The following is a 20170-nucleotide window of genomic DNA, read 5'->3' on the forward strand; positions in this document are numbered from 1 at the left end:
AGTGGCTGGCGCAGGTGGCGATCAGCGCTATTGGCGGCTTATTACAGGGTGAACCGCGCCACCATGCCGTTCAGGTCCACGGCCAGGCGTGACAGCTCGTGGCTGGCATCGCTGGTCTGGTTGGCGCCGGTGGCCGATTGCACCGACAGGTCGCGGATGTTCACCAGGTTGCGGTCCACTTCGCGGGCCACCAGGGCCTGCTCCTCGGCGGCGCTGGCGATGACCAGGTTGCGCTCGTTGATTTCGTTGACCGCGGTGTTGATGGTGTCCAGGGCACCGCCGGCGCCGCGGGCGATGCTCAGGGTCGAGTCGGCGCGCTCGGTGCTGGTGCGCATCGACTCGACGGCGTGCTCGGTGCCGCTCTGGATGCTGCCGATCATGCGCTCGATTTCGCTGGTGGACTGCTGGGTGCGGTGGGCCAGGGCACGCACTTCATCGGCGACCACGGCGAACCCGCGTCCGGCATCGCCGGCCCGGGCGGCTTCTATCGCGGCGTTCAAGGCCAGCAGGTTGGTCTGGTCGGCCAGGCCGCGGATCACGTCCAGCACCTTGCCGATGTCGCGCGATTCCTCGGCCAGTTCGCTGATCCTGTTGGCCGAACTCTGCACTTCGCTGCTCATCAGCTCTATGGCGCTGACGGTCTCGCGCACCAGGTTGCGGCCTTCGCTGGCCGACTGGGTGGCGTCGTTCGAGGCCTCGGCGGTGCTCACGGCGTTGCGCGCGACTTCCTCGACGGCGCAGGTCATCTCGTTCACGGCGGTGGCGGCCTGTTCGATTTCGTTGTTCTGCTGGGTCAGGCCGCGGGCACTTTCGTCGGTGACGCTGTTCAGTTCTTCCGCGGCGGAAGCCAACTGGCTGGCGGAGCCGGAAATATGCAACAAGGTCTGGCGCAGTTTTTCCTGCATGCTCGCCATGGCCTGCAGCAGGCGTCCGGGTTCGTCGCGCCCGTTGACCCGGATGCTTTGGGTGAGGTCGCCTTCGGCGATGTGTTCCGCGGCATGCAAGGCGCTGGCGATGGGTTGGGTAATGCTGCGGGTCAGCAACCAGGCAAACACCACGGTCAGGGTGGTGGACAGAACCAGCAGGGCGACTACCAGGTTGAATGCCGAAGCGTATTCCTCGGCGGCCTGCTCGTTGGCGTCCTTGGAGCGCTGGCTGTTGATCTGTACCAGCAGGTTCAGAACCTTGTTGATCTGCTGCGAGTTCTTCATCAACTCGTTGTTCAGCACCTCTTGCAGCTCACCCAGCTGGTTGTTGCGCGACAGCTCTTTGATGCGCTCTTCGAGCTTGCGGTATTCGGCCAGCAGCTTGAGGTAGTGGTCGTAGGCCTCGCTTTCCTCCGGGCTGCTGACCAGCTTTTCATAGGTGGTGCGGATCTTTTCGATCTGCTGGTTGCCGAGTTCGAGCGACTCGCGGGTCTTGGCTTGCACCTCGGGACCGCGGTTGATCACCAGGCGATAGGACAGCACCTGCAGCCGCAGCATTTGCTGGGTGAACTCATCGATGCTCTGGATGCTAGGCATGTTGTCGGTGGAAATGGTGACGGTCGCCGCGCGAATCTTGCTCATCTGGTTCAGGGCGAAGATGCCCAGGAACAGCATCAGGCAGCCGATGAATGCAAAGCCGAGAAATGCCCTCGGTGCAATGTTCATGTTGCGAAGAGACATGGGGATCTACCTCGAGAATGCGCAATCCATGCCGCGGTGGTTGATAGGGCTCCCCAGACCTATCGCGCGGAAAAATGGATTCTTGAAGCAGGAGCGAGAGTTTCAGAAAGATCTGATGGGCGACGAAGTGTCAGGAACCAGATGGGGGAATGACAGTCTTTAAAGTTCGCAGGCAAGGTCACCTGCCAGGCAAATCAAGGCGTTGCGCCGGGAAAATCTGGCATCCGGGGTGACTTTTCTTTATCGTACGCGCCCTTTGAAAAATGCTCGGAAAATCAAAATGTTGGAAGCATCCCTAAGCCAATTGGAACAGCTTGTCAGTGACCTGGTGCAACAGAACCAGGAACTGTCGGGCACGAACGAAACCCTCAAGGCAGAACTGGCCCAGGCCAAGGATGAGAACGAAAGCCTGCAACTGAGCCTGATGGAACAGGAAGAGAAGCAAGGCGCCACCGCGGCCCGCATCCAGGCCCTGGTCGAGCGCGTCAGCGCCGGTCCTGTCAGCGCATGAGGCAGGGTGCCGACGGGGTAAAAGTCGTCTCGATTCTCGGTGAGGACTACTCGATCAAGGCGCCGGCCGGGGAAGAGCAGACCCTGCTGGACGCCGCGTTGATGTTGAAGGCCACCCTGGCCGAGACCAAGAAGAAATACCCGACGCTGATCGGTGACCGCTTGCTGGTGCTGGCGGCGATGAACCTGTGCTCCCAGCAGCTCGAGATGCAAAAGCGTCATCAGCAGGAGCTCGACCGTTACCAAGAGCAAGTCAGCGCCACGGTCGAAGTGATCTCCAAGACCATCAGCCAGAACTGATAGGTTTACCCACAACCTGCAACGCCGTTGCGGTTGTGTCGGACTGATTGTTTTCGCGAGCAGCCGGGCGGCGCTCGATTGCTCGCGATGCTTTTAGCACTTCAGAACCACTCGTCCTGCATGCCTAGGCAGGTATCGTCCCGCGCTTCCAGCAAGGCCAGCTCGTGATGACAGGCCGGCACTTCCCAGGTCAGGAAGTAACGCGCCGCCTGCAGCTTGCCCTTGTAGAAACCCACATCCGCCGGGTTGCCCCTGGCCAGGCCTTCCTGCGCGCGAATCGCCTGTTCCAGCCAGCGCCAGCCGATCACCGCATGACCGAAGGCTTTCAGGTACAGCGCCGAGTTGGCCAGGCTGCTGTTGACCTTGCCCTGGGCCAGGTCGCTGAGCAGGCCCAGGGTCACGCTTTGCAGGCGCGCCACCAGCTTTTCCAGCGGTTGGCGCAGCGCCGTCAGGGCGTCGTGGGCCTGGGCCCGCTCGCTGGTGTCGGCGATCAGGCGGATCAGTTGTTTCAGGCCCGCACCGCCGTTCTGCGCCAGCTTGCGCCCCAGGAGGTCCAGTGACTGGATGCCGTGGGTGCCTTCATGGATCGGGTTCAGGCGGTTGTCGCGGTAGTACTGTTCCACCGGGTATTCACGGGTGTAGCCGTGGCCGCCGAGGATCTGGATCGCCAGTTCGTTGGCCTTCAGGCAGAACTCCGAGGGCCAGGATTTGACGATGGGCGTCAGCAGGTCCAGCAGTTCGTGGGCCTGCTTGCGCTGGTCTTCGCTGGCCAGGGTGGTGGTGTCGTCGAACAGCCGCGCGGCGTACAGGCCGAGGTCGAAAGCGCCTTCGACATAGGCCTTCTGGGTCAGCAGCATACGCTTGACGTCGGCGTGCTGGATGATCGACACCGGCGCGGTATGCGGGTCCTTGCTGTCCGGCAGGCGACCTTGCGGGCGTTCGCGGGCGTATTCCAGGGAGTACAGGTAGCCGGCGTAGCCGAGCATCACCGCGCCCATGCCGACGCCGATCCGCGCCTCGTTCATCATCTGGAACATGTAGCTCAGGCCGTGGTGCGGCTTGCCCACCAGATAGCCGACACACTCACCGTTATCGCCGAAGTTCAGCGCCGTGGAGGTGGTGCCGCGCCAGCCCATCTTGTGGAACAGCCCGGCCAGCAGCACGTCGTTGCGCGGGCCCAAGCTGCCGTCGTCGTTGACCAGGAACTTGGGCACGATGAACAGCGAGATGCCTTTCACCCCAGCCGGCGCGTCCGGCAGCTTGGCCAGCACCATGTGCACGATGTTTTCTGACAGTGGGTGATCGCCGCCGGAGATGAAGATCTTGTTGCCCTTGAGCCGGTAGGTGCCGTCCGCCGCCGGTTCGGCGCGGGTGCGGATATCCGCCAGCGACGAGCCGGCATGGGGTTCGGTCAGGGCCATGGTGCCGAAGAAGCGCCCGTCGATCATCGGCTGCAGGAAGCGTTGCTTCTGCTCCTCAGTGCCGAAGCTTTCGATCAGGTTGGCCGCACCCATGGTCAGGAACGGGTAGGAGGTGGAGGCTGCGTTGGCCGCCTGGAAGTGTGCGAAGCAGGCTTGGGACAACAGCGTCGGCAACTGCATGCCGCCGGCCTCGAAGCTGCGCGCGGCGTTGAGGAAGCCAGCTTCGAGAAAGGCATCGACCGCGGGTTTGACTTCCGGAATCAGAATCGCCTTGCCGTCTTCATAACGCGGCTCGTTTTCGTCGCCCTTGCGGTTGTGCGGGGCAAAGAATTTCTCGGCGATGCTGCGCGCGGTGCCGAGGGCGGCGTCGAAGGTTTCCCGGTTGTGCTCGGCGAATCGCTCGCGCTGGGTCAGGCCCTCGGCATCGAGGACTTCATACAGCTCGAAAGCCAGATTGCGGGAACTGAGCAACGTCTCGGACATGGCGGCCTACCTGCTTTATAGGGAATGCGCCGAGTCTAGGCGGGTGAATAAACACTGAACAGCAAGATTGATGCGGGTGATAAAGATGCCAAACAGGCACAGCCCCTGTAGCCGCTGCCGAAGGCTGCGATCGGTCGGAACGGCCGTAGCGATTTCATTGTCGCCGAAGTCCCTGCGGGACTTATCGCAGCCTGCGGCAGCGGCTACAGGGGATTGCATCGGGCAAAAAAAAGGGCGCCGGTGAGGGCGCCCTTTTTCATGCCGCTGACTATCGGCTTCAGCCGATGGTCATCAGGCTGGCGTTACCGCCGGCCGCCGCGGTGTTGACGCTCAAGGCGCGCTCGATCACCAGGCGTTCCAGGGCAATCGAGGTTTCGCCTTGCGACAGGCCGTGAACCCCGACGATGGCGCCGGCACGCTTGGCCACTTGCTGGCAGACCGCGCGCAGCTGGTCGGAGTCGCCGTGATGCAGGACCGCATCGAACACCACGTCGTCCTTGGTCCAGTCGGCCACGCGCTGGATGCGCGCTTGCACCTCCGCAGGCAGGCGGGCGTAGAGCGCCTTGCCTGGTTCGCCTTCCGGCCAGACCGCCGAACCACCCACGGCCAGGACCGCAGCCAGTTGAGTCAGCAGGTCTCCTTCGACTTCCGCCAGGCACAGCACGTGTTCACGCGGCAGGATGGCGTAGCTGTTGCGTTCGCCGGTCGGGCCCGCCAGCACGCGGGTGACACCGCTCTGCGACTGCGCCGCGAACTGTACGCACAGGGCGCTGAGGTCCGCCAGTTTGTTGCTGTCGGCCCAGGCTTGCAGAGCGTTCAGCGGCTTGCTCATGGCATCGCGCAGGCGCACGTCCGGGGCGTTCAGGGCGTCGCCACGGGCGAACGACTGCTCGATGGCGTCGGTCGGACGGGTCGACAGCAGGCGGTACAGGTACAGCGGGCCGCCGGCTTTCGGGCCGGTGCCCGACAGGCCTTCGCCGCCGAATGGCTGCACGCCGACCACGGCACCGACGATGTTGCGGTTGACGTAGACGTTACCGGCGTTGACGTTGTCGATCACCTTGGCGATGGTCTCGTCGATGCGGGTGTGCACACCCAGGGTCAGGCCGTAGCCGGAAGCGTTGATCTGCGCGATCAGCTGGTCGATGTCCTTGCGCTTGTAGCGCACCACGTGCAGCACCGGGCCGAAGATCTCCCGTTGCAGCTCGTCGAAGCTTTCCAGCTCGATCAGGGTCGGCATCACGAAGGTGCCGCGCTTGACCTCTTCGCCATCGGCGATCGCTACCTGATACACGCTGCGGCCTTTATCGCGCATGGCCTGGATGTGTTTCTCGATGCCGGCCTTGGCTTCGGCGTCGATCACCGGGCCGATGTCCACGGACAGGCGCTCCGGGTTGCCCAGGCGACTTTCCGCCATGGCGCCCTTGAGCATTTCGATCACGCGGTCGGCGGAGTCTTCCTGCAGGCACAGCACGCGCAGGGCCGAGCAACGCTGGCCGGCGCTGTCGAAGGCCGAGGAGACGACGTCGATCACCACTTGTTCGGTCAGGGCCGAGGAGTCGACGATCATCGCGTTCTGGCCACCGGTTTCGGCGATCAGCGGGATCGGCCGGCCCTGGGCGTCCAGGCGGCCGGCGACGTTGCGTTGCAGCAGGCGCGCGACTTCGGTGGAACCGGTAAACATCACGCCCTTGACCCGATCGTCGCCGACCAGGCGGGCACCGACGGTTTCGCCACGGCCCGGCAGCAGTTGCAGCACGCCTTCCGGAATGCCGGCTTCGAGCATCAGGCGCACCGCTTGTGCGGCGACCAGTGGCGTCTGTTCGGCCGGCTTGGCCAGTACCGGGTTACCGGCGGCCAGGGCGGCGGCGACCTGGCCGCTGAAGATCGCCAGCGGGAAGTTCCACGGGCTGATGCAGACCACCGGACCCAGTGGGCGGTGCGCGTCGTTGCTGAAGTCGTTGCGCGCCTGCACCGCGTAGTAGCGCAGGAAGTCCACGGCTTCGCGCACTTCGGCGATGGCGTTGGCGAAAGTCTTGCCGGCTTCGCGGGCCAGCAGGCCCATCAACGGCTGGATCTCGCCTTCCATCAGGTCGGCGGCGCGTTCAAGGATCGCGGCGCGCTCGGCCGGCGGCGTGGCCTGCCAGATCGGCGCGGCGTTCAGCGCGCACTGGATGGCGTTGTCGACGTCTTCGACCGTGGCTTCCTGTACGTGGCCGACCACGTCGCGGTGATCGGACGGGTTCAAGACCGGCGCCGGGGTTTCGCTGCTGGAGGCGCAACCGAGCATCGGCGCGGCTTTCCAGTGGTTGTGAGCGGTGGCCAGCAGGGCGCAGGACAGCGACGCCAGACGGTGTTCGTTGGCCATGTCGATGCCGGCGGAGTTGGCGCGCTCGCTGCCGTACAGGTCGCGCGGCAATGGAATGCGTGGATGCGGCAGGCCGAAGCCGCCTTCCAGGGTCGCCATCTGCTCGATCTGGCTGACCGGGTCGGCCACCAGTTCCTGGATGGAGATCGACTGGTCGGCGATGCGGTTGACGAACGAGGTGTTGGCGCCGTTTTCCAGCAGGCGGCGTACCAGGTAGGCCAGCAGGGTTTCGTGGGTGCCGACCGGGGCGTACACGCGGCACGGACGGTTCAGCTTGCCATCGGCAACCTTGCCTACTACCTGTTCGTACAGCGGTTCGCCCATGCCGTGCAGGCACTGGAATTCGTACTGGCCCGGGTAATAGTTCTGACCGGCAATGTGGTAGATGGCCGACAGGGTGTGGGCGTTGTGGGTGGCGAACTGCGGGTAGATGACTTCCGGTACCGACAGCAGCTTGCGGGCGCAGGCGATATAGGACACGTCGGTGTACACCTTGCGGGTGTAGACCGGATAGCCTTCCAGGCCTTCGACCTGGGCGCGCTTGATCTCGCTGTCCCAGTAGGCGCCTTTCACCAGGCGGATCATCAGGCGGTGACGGCTGCGGCGCGCCAGGTCGATCACATAGTCGATCACGTACGGGCAGCGCTTCTGGTAGGCCTGGATCACGAAGCCGATGCCGTTCCAGCCGGTCAGCTGCGGTTCGAAGCACAGGCGTTCGAGCAGATCCAGCGACAGCTCCAGGCGGTCGGCTTCTTCGGCGTCGATGTTCAGGCCGATGTCGTATTGCTTGGCCAGCAGGGTCAGCGACAGCAGGCGCGGGTACAGCTCGTCCATCACGCGCTCGTACTGGGCGCGGCTGTAGCGCGGGTGCAGGGCCGAGAGCTTGATCGAGATGCCCGGGCCTTCATAGATGCCACGACCGTGGGACGCCTTGCCGATCGAATGGATGGCCTGCTCGTAGGACGCCAGGTATTTCTGCGCGTCGTGCTCGGTCAGTGCCGCTTCGCCGAGCATGTCGTAGGAGTAACGGAAGCCCTTGGCTTCGAACTTGCTCGCATTGGCCAGGGCTTCGGCGATGGTTTCGCCGGTGACGAACTGCTCGCCCATCAGGCGCATGGCCATGTCGACGCCCTTGCGGATCATCGGCTCGCCGCTCTTGCCGATGATGCGGCTCAGGGACGAGGTCAGGCCGGCTTCGTTGTGGGTGGCGACCAGCTTGCCGGTCAGCAGCAGGCCCCAGGTGGCCGCGTTGACGAACAGCGACGGGCTATTGCCCAGGTGCGGCTGCCAGTTGCCGGTGCTGATCTTGTCGCGGATCAGCGCGTCACGGGTGCCTTTGTCCGGGATGCGCAGCAGGGCTTCGGCCAGGCACATCAGGGCCACGCCTTCCTGGGACGACAGGGAGAATTCCTGCAGCAGGCCCTGGACGATACCGGCACGGCCGCCGGCGCTCTTCTGGTTGCGCAGTTTTTCGGCGATGGTCGCGGCCAGCTTGTTGGTGGCTTCGGCCATGGTGGCCGGCAGGCGCGCCTGCTCCAGCAGCATCGGCACCACTTCCGGTTCCGGGCGGCGATAAGCAGCGGTGATCGAAGCGCGCAGCACCGATTGCGGCAGGATGCTTTCGGCGAATTCGAGGAAGCACTGGTGAGCGTGGTCGGTCTGCACTTCGCCAGCGTCATCGCCGTCGGTGCGGGTCGAACCGCTCAGCTCGGTCAGGGTTGCACCACCCTCGAGTTTTTCCAGGTAATTGAAAATTGCCTGCTTGATCAGCCAGTGCGGCGTGCGATCGATCGAGGTCGCGGCAGCCTTCAGGCGTTCGCGGGTCGGGTCGTCGAGTTTGACCCCAAGGGTGGTGGTAGCCATATTTTTATCCTCATGTTTACCACGGTTGCGTGGCATCAGCTGGCGGCAAGATTAGCCGTGAGCCGAGAGAGGTGCAACCGGGTGCAACCTGTTTTTTATCGGAATAATTGGCAGCTCATCAGGAATTAATTTCCGGTCCCTGGGCGGCGCTTCTGCTTGGTGCTTTTAATTCTGTCGCGATGGGTTTTTGCTCCAAAAAGGAGCAAAAACGCGGCGTTCGCCGGAAAAATCGCTTGGGTGCAACTTATTCTCGCGAAACAGGTTGCACCTTCTTTGAGTTGTTGAATAGCATTCGCGCCCAAGGTGCAACCGGCCCTCGCGACCGGTTCATCGGCTGATGGCTTTCCTGGGGAAACATCAGTCATAAATGCGCGGAGTACCCAGCCGTCTCTCAAACGTAGCCGTTTGAAAGCGGTGGTGCTGACCGCCGCTACATAAAAACAAAGCCAGGGCGTAACTCAATGAGTGCAAGCAATCCAACCTTGATCACGTTCGTGATCTACATCGCAGCTATGGTGCTGATCGGCTTCATGGCCTATCGCTCTACCAACAACCTTTCGGACTACATCCTCGGTGGCCGCAGCCTGGGTAGCGTGGTGACCGCGCTTTCCGCCGGTGCTTCCGACATGAGCGGCTGGTTGCTGATGGGCCTGCCGGGCGCCATCTACATGTCCGGCCTGTCCGAGAGCTGGATCGCCATCGGCCTGATCGTCGGTGCCTACCTGAACTGGCTGTTCGTCGCCGGTCGTCTGCGAGTACAAACCGAACACAACGGCGATGCATTGACGCTGCCGGACTATTTCTCCAGCCGCTTCGAGGACAAGAGCGGGCTGCTGCGGATCATCTCCGCGATCGTGATCCTGGTGTTCTTCACCATTTACTGCGCTTCCGGCATCGTCGCCGGTGCCCGTCTGTTCGAAAGCACCTTCGGCATGCCTTACGAGACCGCCCTGTGGGCCGGTGCCGCGGCGACCATCGCCTACACCTTCGTTGGTGGTTTCCTGGCAGTGAGCTGGACCGACACCGTACAAGCCACTCTGATGATCTTCGCCCTGCTGCTGACGCCGATCATCGTGCTGCTGGCCACCGGTGGCGTCGACACCACCTTCCTGGCGATCGAAGCCCAGGACCCAAGCAACTTCGACATGCTGAAAAACACCACCTTCATCGGCATCATCTCGCTGATGGGCTGGGGCCTGGGCTACTTCGGCCAGCCGCACATCCTGGCGCGCTTCATGGCCGCGGATTCGGTCAAGTCGATCGCCAACGCCCGTCGCATCTCCATGACCTGGATGATCCTGTGCCTGGGCGGCACCGTGGCCGTGGGCTTCTTCGGTATCGCCTACTTCTCGGCGCACCCGGAAGTGGCCGGTCCCGTGACCGAGAACCACGAGCGTGTGTTCATCGAACTGGCCAAGCTGCTGTTCAACCCATGGATCGCCGGTGTGCTGCTGTCGGCCATCCTGGCGGCGGTGATGAGCACCCTGAGCTGCCAGTTGCTGGTGTGCTCCAGTGCCCTGACCGAAGACTTCTACAAAGCCTTCCTGCGTAAACATGCTTCCCAGCTGGAGCTGGTGTGGGTCGGTCGCGCCATGGTGCTGCTGGTTGCCCTGGTCGCCATCGCCATGGCCGCCAACCCGGAAAACCGCGTACTGGGCCTGGTCAGCTACGCCTGGGCCGGTTTCGGCGCGGCCTTCGGTCCTGTGGTGCTGATCTCGGTACTGTGGAAAGGCATGACTCGCGACGGCGCGCTGGCCGGCATCATCGTCGGCGCCGTGACCGTGATCCTGTGGAAGCACTTCAATGTGCTGGGCCTGTACGAAATCATCCCGGGCTTCATCTTCGCCAGCCTGGCCATCCTGCTGGTGAGCAAGATGAGCGCACCGAGCGCCGGCATGGTCCAGCGTTTCGAGGCGGCCGAGAAAGACTACAAGCTCAACCACTGATCGGGAGCCGTTGAGGCGCTAACCCAGCAGTGATTCGAAAAGCCCGCATTCCCTGGGATGCGGGCTTTTTTATGGGCGTGTCCGCGCCGTGGAAGCTCCCGACACGACCTGACGCCGGCCGTGGCACAGGGTAAACTTCGCCCCCTGCGCAGGAGCAACCATGAACTATCGTCACGCCTTCCACGCCGGCAACCACGCCGACGTCTTCAAACACCTGACCCTGACCCGCCTCATCGCCCTGATGTCGCGCAAGGAGCAGCCGTTCGCCTACCTCGACAGTCATGCCGGCATCGGCCTGTACGACCTCCAGGGCGATCAGGCCAACCGCACCGGCGAGTACCTGGAAGGCATCGCGCGCCTGTGGGGCGAGCAGGACTTGCCAGCGCTGACCGCCGACTACATGGCGGTGCTGCACAAGATGAACCCCGATGGCGAACTGCGTTATTACCCGGGCTCGCCCGAGCTGGCGCGGCGCCTGACCCGTTCCCAGGACCGGGTGCTGCTCAACGAGAAGCATCCGGAAGACGGGTTGCTGCTCAAGGAAAACATGAAGGGCGATCGCCGGGTGGCGGTCCACCTGGGCGAGGGCTGGCATGTGGCGCGAGCGCTGCTGCCGGTGGCCGAGAAGCGCGCGGTGATGCTGATCGACCCGCCGTTCGAACAGCTCGACGAGATGCAGCGTTGCGCCGCGTCGTTGAAAGAAGCCATCGGCCGGATGCGCCAGACCGTGGCGGCCATCTGGTACCCGGTCAAGGATCAGCGGGCGCTGCGCCGCTTCTACCAGGACCTGGCCGGTACCGGCGCGCCGAAGCTGCTGCGTGTGGAACTGCTGGTGCATCCCCTGGATACGCCCAACAGCCTGAACGGCTCGGGCCTGGCGATTGCCAACCCACCGTGGGGGCTGGAAGAGGAATTGCGCGAGCTGCTGCCGTGGCTGGCGCAGAAACTGGGCCAGACCCAGGGCGGCTGGCAGATGGATTGGCTGATCGCCGAATAATGTGAGGGTGTAGCCGCTGCCGAGGCACGAGGCTGCGATGGGCAGCGAAGCGGCCCCCGAGGGCGCTCCTGCGGACCGCATCGCAGCCTCGTACCTCGTCAGCGGCTACCGGTCAGATCGGGCAGGTCACGCCAGTGCCGCCGATTCCGCAGTAGCCTTCCGGATTCTTCGCCAGGTACTGCTGGTGGTAGGCCTCGGCGTAATAGAAGGTCGGGGCTTCTTCGATTTCCGTGGTGATGGCGCCCAGCCCGGCCTTGGTCAGCTCGGCCTGGAACACTTTTTCGCTGGCCTTGGCCTGCTCCAGCTGGGTTGGATTGGTGGCATAGATCACCGAGCGGTACTGGGTGCCGATGTCGTTGCCCTGGCGCATGCCCTGGGTCGGGTTATGCAGTTCCCAGAACATCGCCAGCAGTTCCTGGTAGCTGACTTTCTCCGGCTCGTAGACCACCAGCACCACTTCGCTATGGCCGGTCAGGCCCGAGCAGACTTCTTCGTAGGTCGGGTTCGGGGTAAAGCCGCCGGCGTAGCCCACCGACGTGCTGAACACGCCCTCGCGCTGCCAGAACTTGCGTTCCGCGCCCCAGAAGCAACCCAGGCCGAAGATGGCGAATTCCACGTTGCCCGGGAACGGGCCCAGCAGCGGGTTACCGTTGACGTAGTGTTCGGCTGGCACGGTCATCGGGGTTTCGCGGCCAGGCAGGGCTTGTTCTTTGGTAGGTAGCACGTTTTTGTTCACCAGAATTTCCGAGCGCAGAACCATGATCAGTCCTCTCAGTCAGGGTGGGATTGAGTAATTAACCAGACACGCAGTTTGCCCGAGTGTTACAGCGCTGTCAGGCGATTGGGCCGCGCGGATAACGTTTGAGCTTGTCGATCAGCTCCGAGCCGGGGATCGGCCGGTCGAACAGGTAGCCTTGGCCGACATCGCAACGGTGGCGACGCAGGAAGGACAGCTGCTCCGCGGTTTCGATGCCCTCGGCCACCACCTGGATTTTCAGGTTGTGGGCCATGGCGATCACCGCCGAGGTGATTTCCATGTCGTCCTGGTTGGCGGGGATTTCATGGATGAAGCTGCGATCGATCTTGATGATGTCGATCGGGAATTTCTTCAAGTAGCTCAGCGACGAATAGCCTGTGCCGAAGTCGTCCATGGCCAGGGTCAGGCCGAGCTTTTTCAGCTGGTCGAGTTGCTGGTGGGTGTCTTCGGTGGCTTCCAGCAGCAGGCCTTCGGTCAGTTCCAGCTCCAGCAGCGAGGCGGGCAGCTGTTCTTCCTTGAGGATGCTGGCGATGGAGGCCACCAGGTCCGGGTCGGAAAACTGCTTGGGCGACAGGTTGATCGCCACCTGCAGATTGCCCAGGCCGGCGGCGGTGAGCTGCTTGCTCATGCGACAGGCCTGGCGTGCGATCCATTTGCCGATCGGGATGATCAGGCCGGTCTCTTCGGCGACGCTGATGAACTGGTCCGGGCGGATCATGCCCTTTTCCGGATGGTTCCAGCGCAGCAGCGCCTCCAGGCCCAGCAGGCGTCCACTGCGCAGGCACAGCTTGGGCTGGTAGAACACGTCCAGCTCGTTCTGGGTCAGGGCGCGGCGCAGGTTGTTTTCCACGAACAGCTTGTAGCTGGCTTCGGCGTTCAGGGCCTCGGTAAACACCTGCACCTGATGTTTGCCGTTGGCCTTGGCCTTGTGCAGCGCCAGGCCGGCGTTGCGCATCAGGGTCTGCGGGTCGCGGCCGTGCAGCGGTGCGCAGGCCAGGCCCACGGAGCCGGTGACGCTGATGAGTTGGTTGTCGACAAACATCGGCTTGTCGAGGGTCATCAGCAACTGGCTGGCGATCTGTTGGCCGGCCTCCAGGTCGGTGTCGTCCAGCAGCACGGCGAACTCGTTACTGGCGAAACGCGCCAGGCTGCCGCTCGGGCTCAGGCTGTTGCGCAGGCGCCGGGCCAGGCTGATCAGCAGCTTGTCGCCGGTCTGGTGGCCGAGGCTGTCGTTGATCCGCTTGAAGTTGTCGATGTCCACCAGCAGCAGGCTGATAGGGCTGTCGCTGTCGCGGGCGAAGCGTTCGTCGAGGTTGCGGATGAAGGCGGGGCGGTTGCCCAGGTTGGTCAGGTTGTCGGTGTAGGCCAGGCGCTCGATGCGTTGCTGGGCGAGCTTGGTCTGGGTGATGTCTTCGTAGATGCCGATGTAGTGGGTCAGTTCGCGGTTGTCGCCATAGACCTTGGATATCGACAGCTGGCCCCAGTACGGCTCCAGGTTCTTGCGCCGGCTCTTGAACTCGCCTTGCCAACTGTTGCTCTTGGCCAGGCTGGAGGGCGCGTCGAACAGCAGTTCGCTGAGGTTCTCCAGCGCCGGCAGTTCCGCCAGCCGATGGCCGTGGACTTCCTCGGTGCTGTACTGGGTGATCGCCGTGAAGCTCGGGTTGACGTACTCCACCACGCCGTCGCAGTTGACCAGCAGAAAGGCATTGGCGCTTTGCTCGACCGCGCGCTGGAACAGGTGCAGGGCGCTGGTGGCGGTACGGCGGTTGTGGTTATTGATGACCTGGGCGAACTGGTCGGCCAGTTCGCCGGCAAAGGCGATTTCATCGGATTGCCAGGCGCGGGTGTTGCCCACTTGTTCCAGGCACAGCACGCCGACCACCTGGCCGTCGATGCGGATGCTGGCATCGAGCATGGCGTTGATGTTGCGCGGGCGCAGGCTTTCGGCCATTTCCCGGGTGCGCGGGTCGCGCATGGCATTGTGCGCATCGATGGCCCGGCTGGTGTGCAGGGCTTCGAGGTAGTCGGGGAAGTCGCTGACGTCGATCGCCTCCGGCAGGATGTATTCCTGCAGGTCGCGGTGATAGGCGCAGATGGGCACCAGCAACTGGCCTTCCAGGTTCCAGATGCTGGCACAGTCGATTTCGTAGATGTCGCAGGCGCTGCGGGTAATCAGCTCGGCGGCTTCCAGCAGGGAGTTGTTGGCGCTGTAGCGCTGGCGGGCCAGGAGCAGGATCAGGTCTTGCTGGGCGCGCACCCGTTCGAGGTGCTGGAGTTGTTCCAGCTGGGCTCGCTGGTTGAGTTCCAGGGCGATTTGCAGGCGACTGTTCTGGGTTTCCAGGTCAGGCGCGGAGAGCGGCTGATCGTTGTCGAGCAGGCCGTCGACCACCAGGAAATAACCACGCAGCAGGTGTCGATTGTGCTGTTTGTAGGCTTCGCCGAGTTCCAGCAGGCTGAGTGAGCCCTTGGCGGTGTGCAGGGTGTAGCGAATCAGGTAATGCGGGCTGTGGGTCAGTTGCTGCTGGATCGCATCGTGCAGCTGATAACGGGCTTCGGGCTCCATCAGGCTGGCATAGGGCGAGCCGACCAGGGCGCAGAGCTCGACGGCGGGCAGGCCGAATTGGCGTTCACAGTTTGGATCGAGAAACAGCAGGGCCCAGCTCGCTTCATTCAGCCGTTCGAAACGCAGCATGCCGAGCCGCGAGGGCACGGGCAACTGCGTCACTACCTCGGCCACCATACGGCTGGCGGCATCGGGTTGGCTTTTCATGGGGAAACTCGCTTGGTAAATGCTGATCGCGCCGGGCTCGCGCCCTCTTTACTGTTGCCTGCGGCAAGGTTGCATCATGCGGCACTGACTGACAAGTGAGATGAAGGCTAAGTGCTATAAGAATCTATCGGCAGAACAGAAGATTTCTGAACGCTAATCTTTCCTGGTGTTTTAGCGGGCTTTGGCGGCTGGTTACGGCGATTTTTCGGCAAAAAAAAGCCCCGCCAAATCGACGGGGTTGAGGTACGAGCGTGGCGCTCGAAAAGGGTGCAACAGCCGGCTTCCCCATGACAGGGAAGCCGGCCGAGTCTTACAGCAGGATGGTGCGGATATCCGCCAGCAGATCGCTCAGACGCTTGGTGAAGCGTGCAGCAGCGGCGCCGTTGATCACGCGGTGATCGTAGGACAGCGACAGCGGCAGCATCAGCTTCGGCTGGAAGGCTTTACCGTCCCAGACTGGCTGGATGGTGGCCTTGGAAACGCCGAGGATCGCCACTTCCGGTGCGTTGACGATCGGCGTGAAGCCGGTGCCGCCAATGTGACCGAGGCTGGAGATGGTGAAGCAGGCGCCCTGCATGTCGTCCGCCGAGAGCTTCTTGGTCCGGGCCTTTTCAGCCAGGGAAGCGGCTTCGGCAGCCAGTTGCAGCAGGCTCTTCTGATCGACGTTCTTGATCACCGGTACCAGCAGGCCATCCGGGGTGTCGACCGCGAAGCCGATGTTCACGTACTTCTTGCGGATGATCGCTTTACCGCTAGGCGCCAGCGAACTGTTGAAGTCCGGCAGTTCCTTGAGCAGGTGCGCGCAGGATTTCAGCAGCAGCGGCAGGATGGTCAGCTTGACGCCGGCCTTCTCTGCAACGGCTTTCTGGGCGATCCGGAAGGCTTCCAGCTCGGTGATATCGGCCGAGTCGAACTGGGTGACGTGGGGCACGTTCAGCCAGCTGCGATGCAGGTTCGATGCGCCAGCCTGCATCAGGCGGGTCATCGGCACTTCTTCGATCTCGCCGAAGCGGCTGAAGTCCACTACCGGAATCGGCGGGATGCCCGCGCCACCGGTTGCGCCGCCAGCAGCTGGCGCCTCCTTGGCCTTTTGCATCATCGCTTTGACGTAAACCTGCACGTCTTCCTTGAGGATGCGACCGTGCGGACCGCTGGCGCCAACAGCGCTCAGCTCGACGCCGAACTCACGGGCCAGTTGGCGCACCGCAGGACCTGCGTGAACTTTGGCGCCAGGCTTGGCAGGTGCAGCGGCCGGTGCGGCAGCAGGTGCAGCGGCAGCCGGAGCAGCAGCGGCAGGTGCCGGAGCGCTTGGCGCAGCCGCGGCAGCTGGAGCCGGGGCAGCAGCAGGTGCCGCGCCTTTGACTTTCAGCTTGAGGATCAGGTCGCCGGTACCGACTTCGTCGTCCAGCTTGATCGCAACGCTTTCCACGATGCCGGCGGCTGGCGATGGGATTTCCATGCTGGCCTTGTCGGACTCGAGGGTGATCAGCGACTGGTCGGCTTCAACGCTGTCGCCAGCCTTGACCAGCACTTCGATGATCTTGGCCTTGCCGGCCGAACCGATGTCCGGGACGTGGATGTCCTGGACGCTGTCGGCCACTGGGGCAGCCGGAGCTGCCGCAGGAGCAGGCGCAGCGGCAGGTGCCGGAGCAGCCGCCTGGGCCGGAGCGGCCGCAGCAGGGGCCGCAGCACCTGCCACTTCCAGATCCAGAATCAGGTCGCCGGTGCCGACTTCGTCGTTGAGCTTGACGCTGATGGCCTTGACCACGCCAGCGGCTGGCGAAGGGATTTCCATGCTCGCCTTGTCGGATTCCAGGGTGATCAACGATTGATCAGCCTCGACCTTGTCGCCGACCTTGACCTGGATCTCGATGATCTGGGCCTTGCCCGACGAACCGATGTCCGGCACGTGCACTTGCTGAACCGAAGCGGCAGCAGGAGCAGCTGGCGCGGCAGCTGGCGCGGCAGCAGGAGCGGCAGCCGGTTTGGCCTCGGCTTTGGCAGCCGGTGCAGCGGCAGGCGCAGGCGCCGCTTGCGCGGCACCCTCGACTTCCAGTTCCAGCAGCTCGTCGCCTTCTTTCAGGCGATCGCCCAGCTTCACTTTCAGGCTCTTGATGACGCCGGCTTTGGGTGCCGGCACTTCCATGCTCGCCTTGTCCGATTCCAGCGTCAGGATGCTCTGGTCGGCTTCGATACGGTCGCCGACCTTCACAAACAGTTCGATTACTTCACCTTCACCGCTGCCGATGTCAGGTACGCGAATGAGTTCGCTCACAAAAAATCTCCTCAGCAGTCCAGTGGGTTGCGTTTTTCCGGGTTGATGCCGAACTTGGTGATGGCCTCGGCCACGACCTTAGGTTCGATGTCACCACGGTCAGCCAAGGCTTCCAGGGCTGCCAACACCACGAAATGACGGTCGACTTCGAAGAAGTGACGCAGCTTCTTGCGGCTGTCACTGCGGCCGAAACCGTCGGTGCCCAGGACTTTGAACTCCTTGGACGGGACCCACTGACGAATCTGTTCGGCGAACAGCTTCATGTAGTCGGTAGAGGCGATGACCGGACCTTTACGGCCGCTCAGGCACTCTTCGACATAGCTCAGCTTAGGCTTCTGGCCCGGGTGCAGACGGTTGCTGCGCTCGACTGCCAGGCCATCGCGACGCAGTTCGTTGAAGCTGGTAACGCTCCAGACGTCCGCGCCCACGTTGAATTCTTCACGCAGGATCTTCGCCGCTTCACGGACTTCGCGCAGGATGGTGCCGGAGCCCATCAGCTGTACGTGGTGCGCCGCTTCGCGGGTGTCTTCCTCGAGCAGGTACATGCCCTTGATGATGCCTTCCTCTACACCGGCCGGCATGGCTGGCTGCTGGTAGGACTCGTTCATCACGGTGATGTAGTAGAAGACGTCCTGTTGCTCTTCGGTCATCTTCTTCATGCCGTCCTGGATGATCACCGCCAGCTCGTAGCCATAGGTCGGATCGAAGGTGCGGCAGTTCGGGATGGTGCCCGCCAGCATGTGGCTGTGACCGTCTTCGTGCTGCAGGCCTTCACCGTTGAGGGTGGTACGGCCGGCAGTACCGCCGATCAGGAAACCACGGGTACGGCTGTCGCCAGCGGCCCAGGCCAGGTCGCCGATACGCTGGAAGCCGAACATCGAATAGAAGATGTAGAACGGCAGCATCGGCTGGTTGTGGCTGGAGTACGAGGTACCGGCTGCAATGAAGGAGCTCATGGCGCCCGCTTCGTTGATGCCTTCCTCGAGGATCTGGCCCTTCTTGTCTTCGCGGTAGAACATCACCTGGTCTTTATCGACTGGCTCGTAGAGCTGGCCGACGGACGAGTAGATGCCCAACTGACGGAACATGCCTTCCATACCGAAGGTACGGGCTTCGTCGGGGATGATCGGCACGATGCGCTGGCCGATTTCCTTGTCCTTGACCAGCTGCGCGAGGATCCGCACGAAGGCCATGGTGGTGGAGATTTCGCGGTCGCCCGAACCGTCGAGGATGGCCTTGAGGGTATCCAGTGGCGGGGTCGGGATGTTGAAGCTCTTGGCGCGACGCTGAGGCACGAAACCGCCCAGCGCGGCACGACGCTCGCTCAGGTAACGGGCTTCGGCACTGCCTTCTTCCGGCTTGAAGAACGGCAGGTTTTCGATTTCTTCGTCCTTGACCGGAATGTCGAAGCGGTCGCGGAACAACTTCAGGCTGTCGACATCGACTTTCTTGGTGTTGTGCGCGGTGTTCTTCGCTTCGCCGGCGCCGGTGCCATAACCCTTGATGGTCTTGGCCAGGATGACGGTCGGTTGCTCTTTGTGGTTGACCGCCTCGTGGTAGGCCGCATAGACCTTGTACGGGTCGTGGCCGCCACGGTTGAGTTTCCAGATTTCGTCGTCGGACAGGTCTTCGACCATCGCCTTGAGTTCTGGCGTGTTGAAGAAGTGCTCACGCACGAAGGCGCCGTCTTTGGCCTTGTAGTTCTGGTACTCGCCGTCGATGACTTCGTCCATGCGGCGTTGCAGGATGCCGTCGGTGTCCTTGGCCAGCAGTGGGTCCCAGAAGCGGCCCCAGATGACCTTGTTCACATTCCACTGGGCGCCACGGAACACGCCTTCGAGTTCCTGGATGATCTTGCCGTTGCCGCGAACCGGGCCGTCGAGGCGCTGCAGGTTGCAGTTGATGACGAAGATCAGGTTGTCCAGCTTCTCGCGGCCAGCCAAAGAGATTGCGCCCAGGGATTCCGGCTCGTCGCACTCGCCGTCGCCCATGAAGCACCAGACTTTCTGCTTGCCTGGCTGGATGAAGCCGCGGGCTTCCAGGTACTTCATGAAGCGCGCCTGGTAGATCGCCTGGATCGGACCCAGACCCATGGAGACGGTCGGAAACTGCCAGAAGTCAGGCATCAGCCATGGGTGCGGGTAGGAGGACAGGCCGTTGCCGTCCACTTCCTGGCGGAAGTTGTTCATCTGGTCTTCGCTGATGCGGCCTTCCATGAAAGCGCGAGCGTAGACGCCAGGGGAGGCGTGGCCCTGGAAGTAGATCAGGTCGCCACCATGTTCTTCGGTTGGCGCCTGGAAGAAGTAGTTGAAGCCGATGTCATACAGCGTCGCACTGGAAGCGAAGCTGGAGATGTGACCGCCCAGGTCAGAATCTTTCAGGTTCGTACGCATGACCATGGCCAACGCGTTCCAACGTACCAGCGAGCGAATGCGGCGTTCCATGAACAGGTCGCCAGGCATGCGTGCTTCGTGGGTGACGGGAATCGTGTTGCGGTACGGCGTGGTGATGGCGTAGGGCAGTTGCGAGCCGCTGCGGGTCGCGAGTTCGCCCATACGGGTCATCAGGTAGTGAGCACGGTCTTCGCCTTCTTTGTCGAGAACCGATTCCAGGGCGTCCAGCCATTCCTGGGTTTCGACGGGATCGAGGTCTTGCATGGCTTGCTCCAGGGCGGAAAGGCTTCCAGAATCGGTTGCCTGAGTTTGCGACTGGCCTTGTGGGCAGACGATAAAATTCTTGGATTGCCGGAGGTTGATACGGCGGCGTGTAGTTTTACTACAAATCGTCGGCCATTTCAGCCTTTCGAATGTATA

The 20170-nt window shown here is 62.8% G+C and carries 11 protein-coding genes; 4 read left to right on the plus strand and 7 right to left on the minus strand.

The window, feature by feature from the left end:
- Positions 1–41: 41 nt before the first annotated feature.
- Positions 42–1667, minus strand: coding sequence for a methyl-accepting chemotaxis protein (locus BM019_RS17545; protein WP_009041855.1), 1626 nt, complete (start codon positions 1665–1667; stop codon positions 42–44).
- Positions 1668–1947: 280 nt separating this feature from the next.
- Here BM019_RS17545 and BM019_RS17550 point away from each other — a divergent pair, with 280 nt between their 5' ends.
- Both BM019_RS17550 and BM019_RS17555 read left to right on the plus strand, forming a co-directional pair.
- On the plus strand, positions 1948–2178 hold the full coding sequence (locus BM019_RS17550) for a hypothetical protein (RefSeq protein WP_007926810.1): 231 nt from the start codon (positions 1948–1950) through the stop codon (positions 2176–2178).
- The gene (locus tag BM019_RS17555; protein WP_009041856.1) at positions 2175–2477 is read left to right on the plus strand and encodes a cell division protein ZapA; all 303 of its coding nucleotides are present in this window, start codon (positions 2175–2177) and stop codon (positions 2475–2477) included. Before BM019_RS17550 ends, BM019_RS17555 begins: the two co-directional genes overlap by 4 nt.
- Before the next feature lie 101 nt (positions 2478–2578).
- On the opposite strand, the gene BM019_RS17560 is transcribed toward BM019_RS17555, so the two are convergent.
- Both BM019_RS17560 and putA read right to left on the minus strand, forming a co-directional pair.
- A complete protein-coding gene (locus BM019_RS17560) occupies positions 2579–4381 on the minus strand; it encodes an acyl-CoA dehydrogenase (RefSeq protein ID WP_092419051.1) in 1803 nt (600 codons plus the stop codon).
- Between the two features lie 277 nt (positions 4382–4658).
- Entirely contained in the window at positions 4659–8612 is a 3954-nt protein-coding gene (putA, locus tag BM019_RS17565; RefSeq protein ID WP_092419053.1) for a trifunctional transcriptional regulator/proline dehydrogenase/L-glutamate gamma-semialdehyde dehydrogenase, read from the minus strand.
- Positions 8613–9073: 461 nt separating this feature from the next.
- On the opposite strand from putA, the gene putP reads away from it, so the two are divergent.
- Together putP and rlmJ are read left to right on the plus strand one after the other, a co-directional pair.
- Positions 9074–10558 carry a sodium/proline symporter PutP gene (gene putP, locus BM019_RS17570; RefSeq protein ID WP_009041859.1) on the plus strand — a complete coding sequence of 495 codons (1485 nt, stop codon included), beginning with the start codon at positions 9074–9076 and terminating at the stop codon, positions 10556–10558.
- A 160-nt stretch (positions 10559–10718) separates the two neighbouring features.
- Positions 10719–11555: a 23S rRNA (adenine(2030)-N(6))-methyltransferase RlmJ gene (gene rlmJ, locus BM019_RS17575; RefSeq protein ID WP_007926805.1), complete on the plus strand. Its 837-nt coding sequence runs from the start codon at positions 10719–10721 to the stop codon at positions 11553–11555.
- Positions 11556–11667: 112 nt separating this feature from the next.
- On the opposite strand, the gene msrA is transcribed toward rlmJ, so the two are convergent.
- From msrA to aceE, 4 genes are all read right to left on the minus strand, one after another.
- Positions 11668–12315: a peptide-methionine (S)-S-oxide reductase MsrA gene (msrA, locus tag BM019_RS17580; RefSeq protein ID WP_092419055.1), complete on the minus strand. Its 648-nt coding sequence runs from the start codon at positions 12313–12315 to the stop codon at positions 11668–11670.
- Between the two features lie 73 nt (positions 12316–12388).
- The gene (locus tag BM019_RS17585) at positions 12389–15082 is read right to left on the minus strand and encodes a putative bifunctional diguanylate cyclase/phosphodiesterase (RefSeq protein ID WP_009041860.1); all 2694 of its coding nucleotides are present in this window, start codon (positions 15080–15082) and stop codon (positions 12389–12391) included.
- 310 nt (positions 15083–15392) lie between these two features.
- Complete coding sequence (gene aceF / locus BM019_RS17590; protein ID WP_092419057.1) at positions 15393–17357, minus strand: dihydrolipoyllysine-residue acetyltransferase; 1965 nt, start codon at positions 17355–17357, stop codon at positions 15393–15395.
- Between the two features lie 11 nt (positions 17358–17368).
- Positions 17369–20014: a pyruvate dehydrogenase (acetyl-transferring), homodimeric type gene (gene aceE / locus BM019_RS17595; protein WP_007926801.1), complete on the minus strand. Its 2646-nt coding sequence runs from the start codon at positions 20012–20014 to the stop codon at positions 17369–17371.
- Positions 20015–20170: the final 156 nt, after the last annotated feature.

The organism is Pseudomonas sp. NFPP07 (assembly GCF_900115645.1).
In the GTDB taxonomy this organism is placed as follows: domain Bacteria; phylum Pseudomonadota; class Gammaproteobacteria; order Pseudomonadales; family Pseudomonadaceae; genus Aquipseudomonas; species Aquipseudomonas chlororaphis.

What these genes read in the sequence shown, in the direction of transcription:
- BM019_RS17545 (WP_009041855.1), bottom strand. Translation starts at nt 1,667, where the DNA reads ATGTCTCTTCGCAACATGAACATTGCACCGAGGGCATTTCTCGGCTTT.
- BM019_RS17550 (WP_007926810.1), top strand. Translation starts at nt 1,948, where the DNA reads ATGTTGGAAGCATCCCTAAGCCAATTGGAACAGCTTGTCAGTGACCTG.
- BM019_RS17555 (WP_009041856.1), top strand. Translation starts at nt 2,175, where the DNA reads ATGAGGCAGGGTGCCGACGGGGTAAAAGTCGTCTCGATTCTCGGTGAG.
- BM019_RS17560 (WP_092419051.1), bottom strand. Translation starts at nt 4,381, where the DNA reads ATGTCCGAGACGTTGCTCAGTTCCCGCAATCTGGCTTTCGAGCTGTAT.
- putA (WP_092419053.1), bottom strand. Translation starts at nt 8,612, where the DNA reads ATGGCTACCACCACCCTTGGGGTCAAACTCGACGACCCGACCCGCGAA.
- putP (WP_009041859.1), top strand. Translation starts at nt 9,074, where the DNA reads ATGAGTGCAAGCAATCCAACCTTGATCACGTTCGTGATCTACATCGCA.
- rlmJ (WP_007926805.1), top strand. Translation starts at nt 10,719, where the DNA reads ATGAACTATCGTCACGCCTTCCACGCCGGCAACCACGCCGACGTCTTC.
- msrA (WP_092419055.1), bottom strand. Translation starts at nt 12,315, where the DNA reads ATGGTTCTGCGCTCGGAAATTCTGGTGAACAAAAACGTGCTACCTACC.
- BM019_RS17585 (WP_009041860.1), bottom strand. Translation starts at nt 15,082, where the DNA reads ATGAAAAGCCAACCCGATGCCGCCAGCCGTATGGTGGCCGAGGTAGTG.
- aceE (WP_007926801.1), bottom strand. Translation starts at nt 20,014, where the DNA reads ATGCAAGACCTCGATCCCGTCGAAACCCAGGAATGGCTGGACGCCCTG.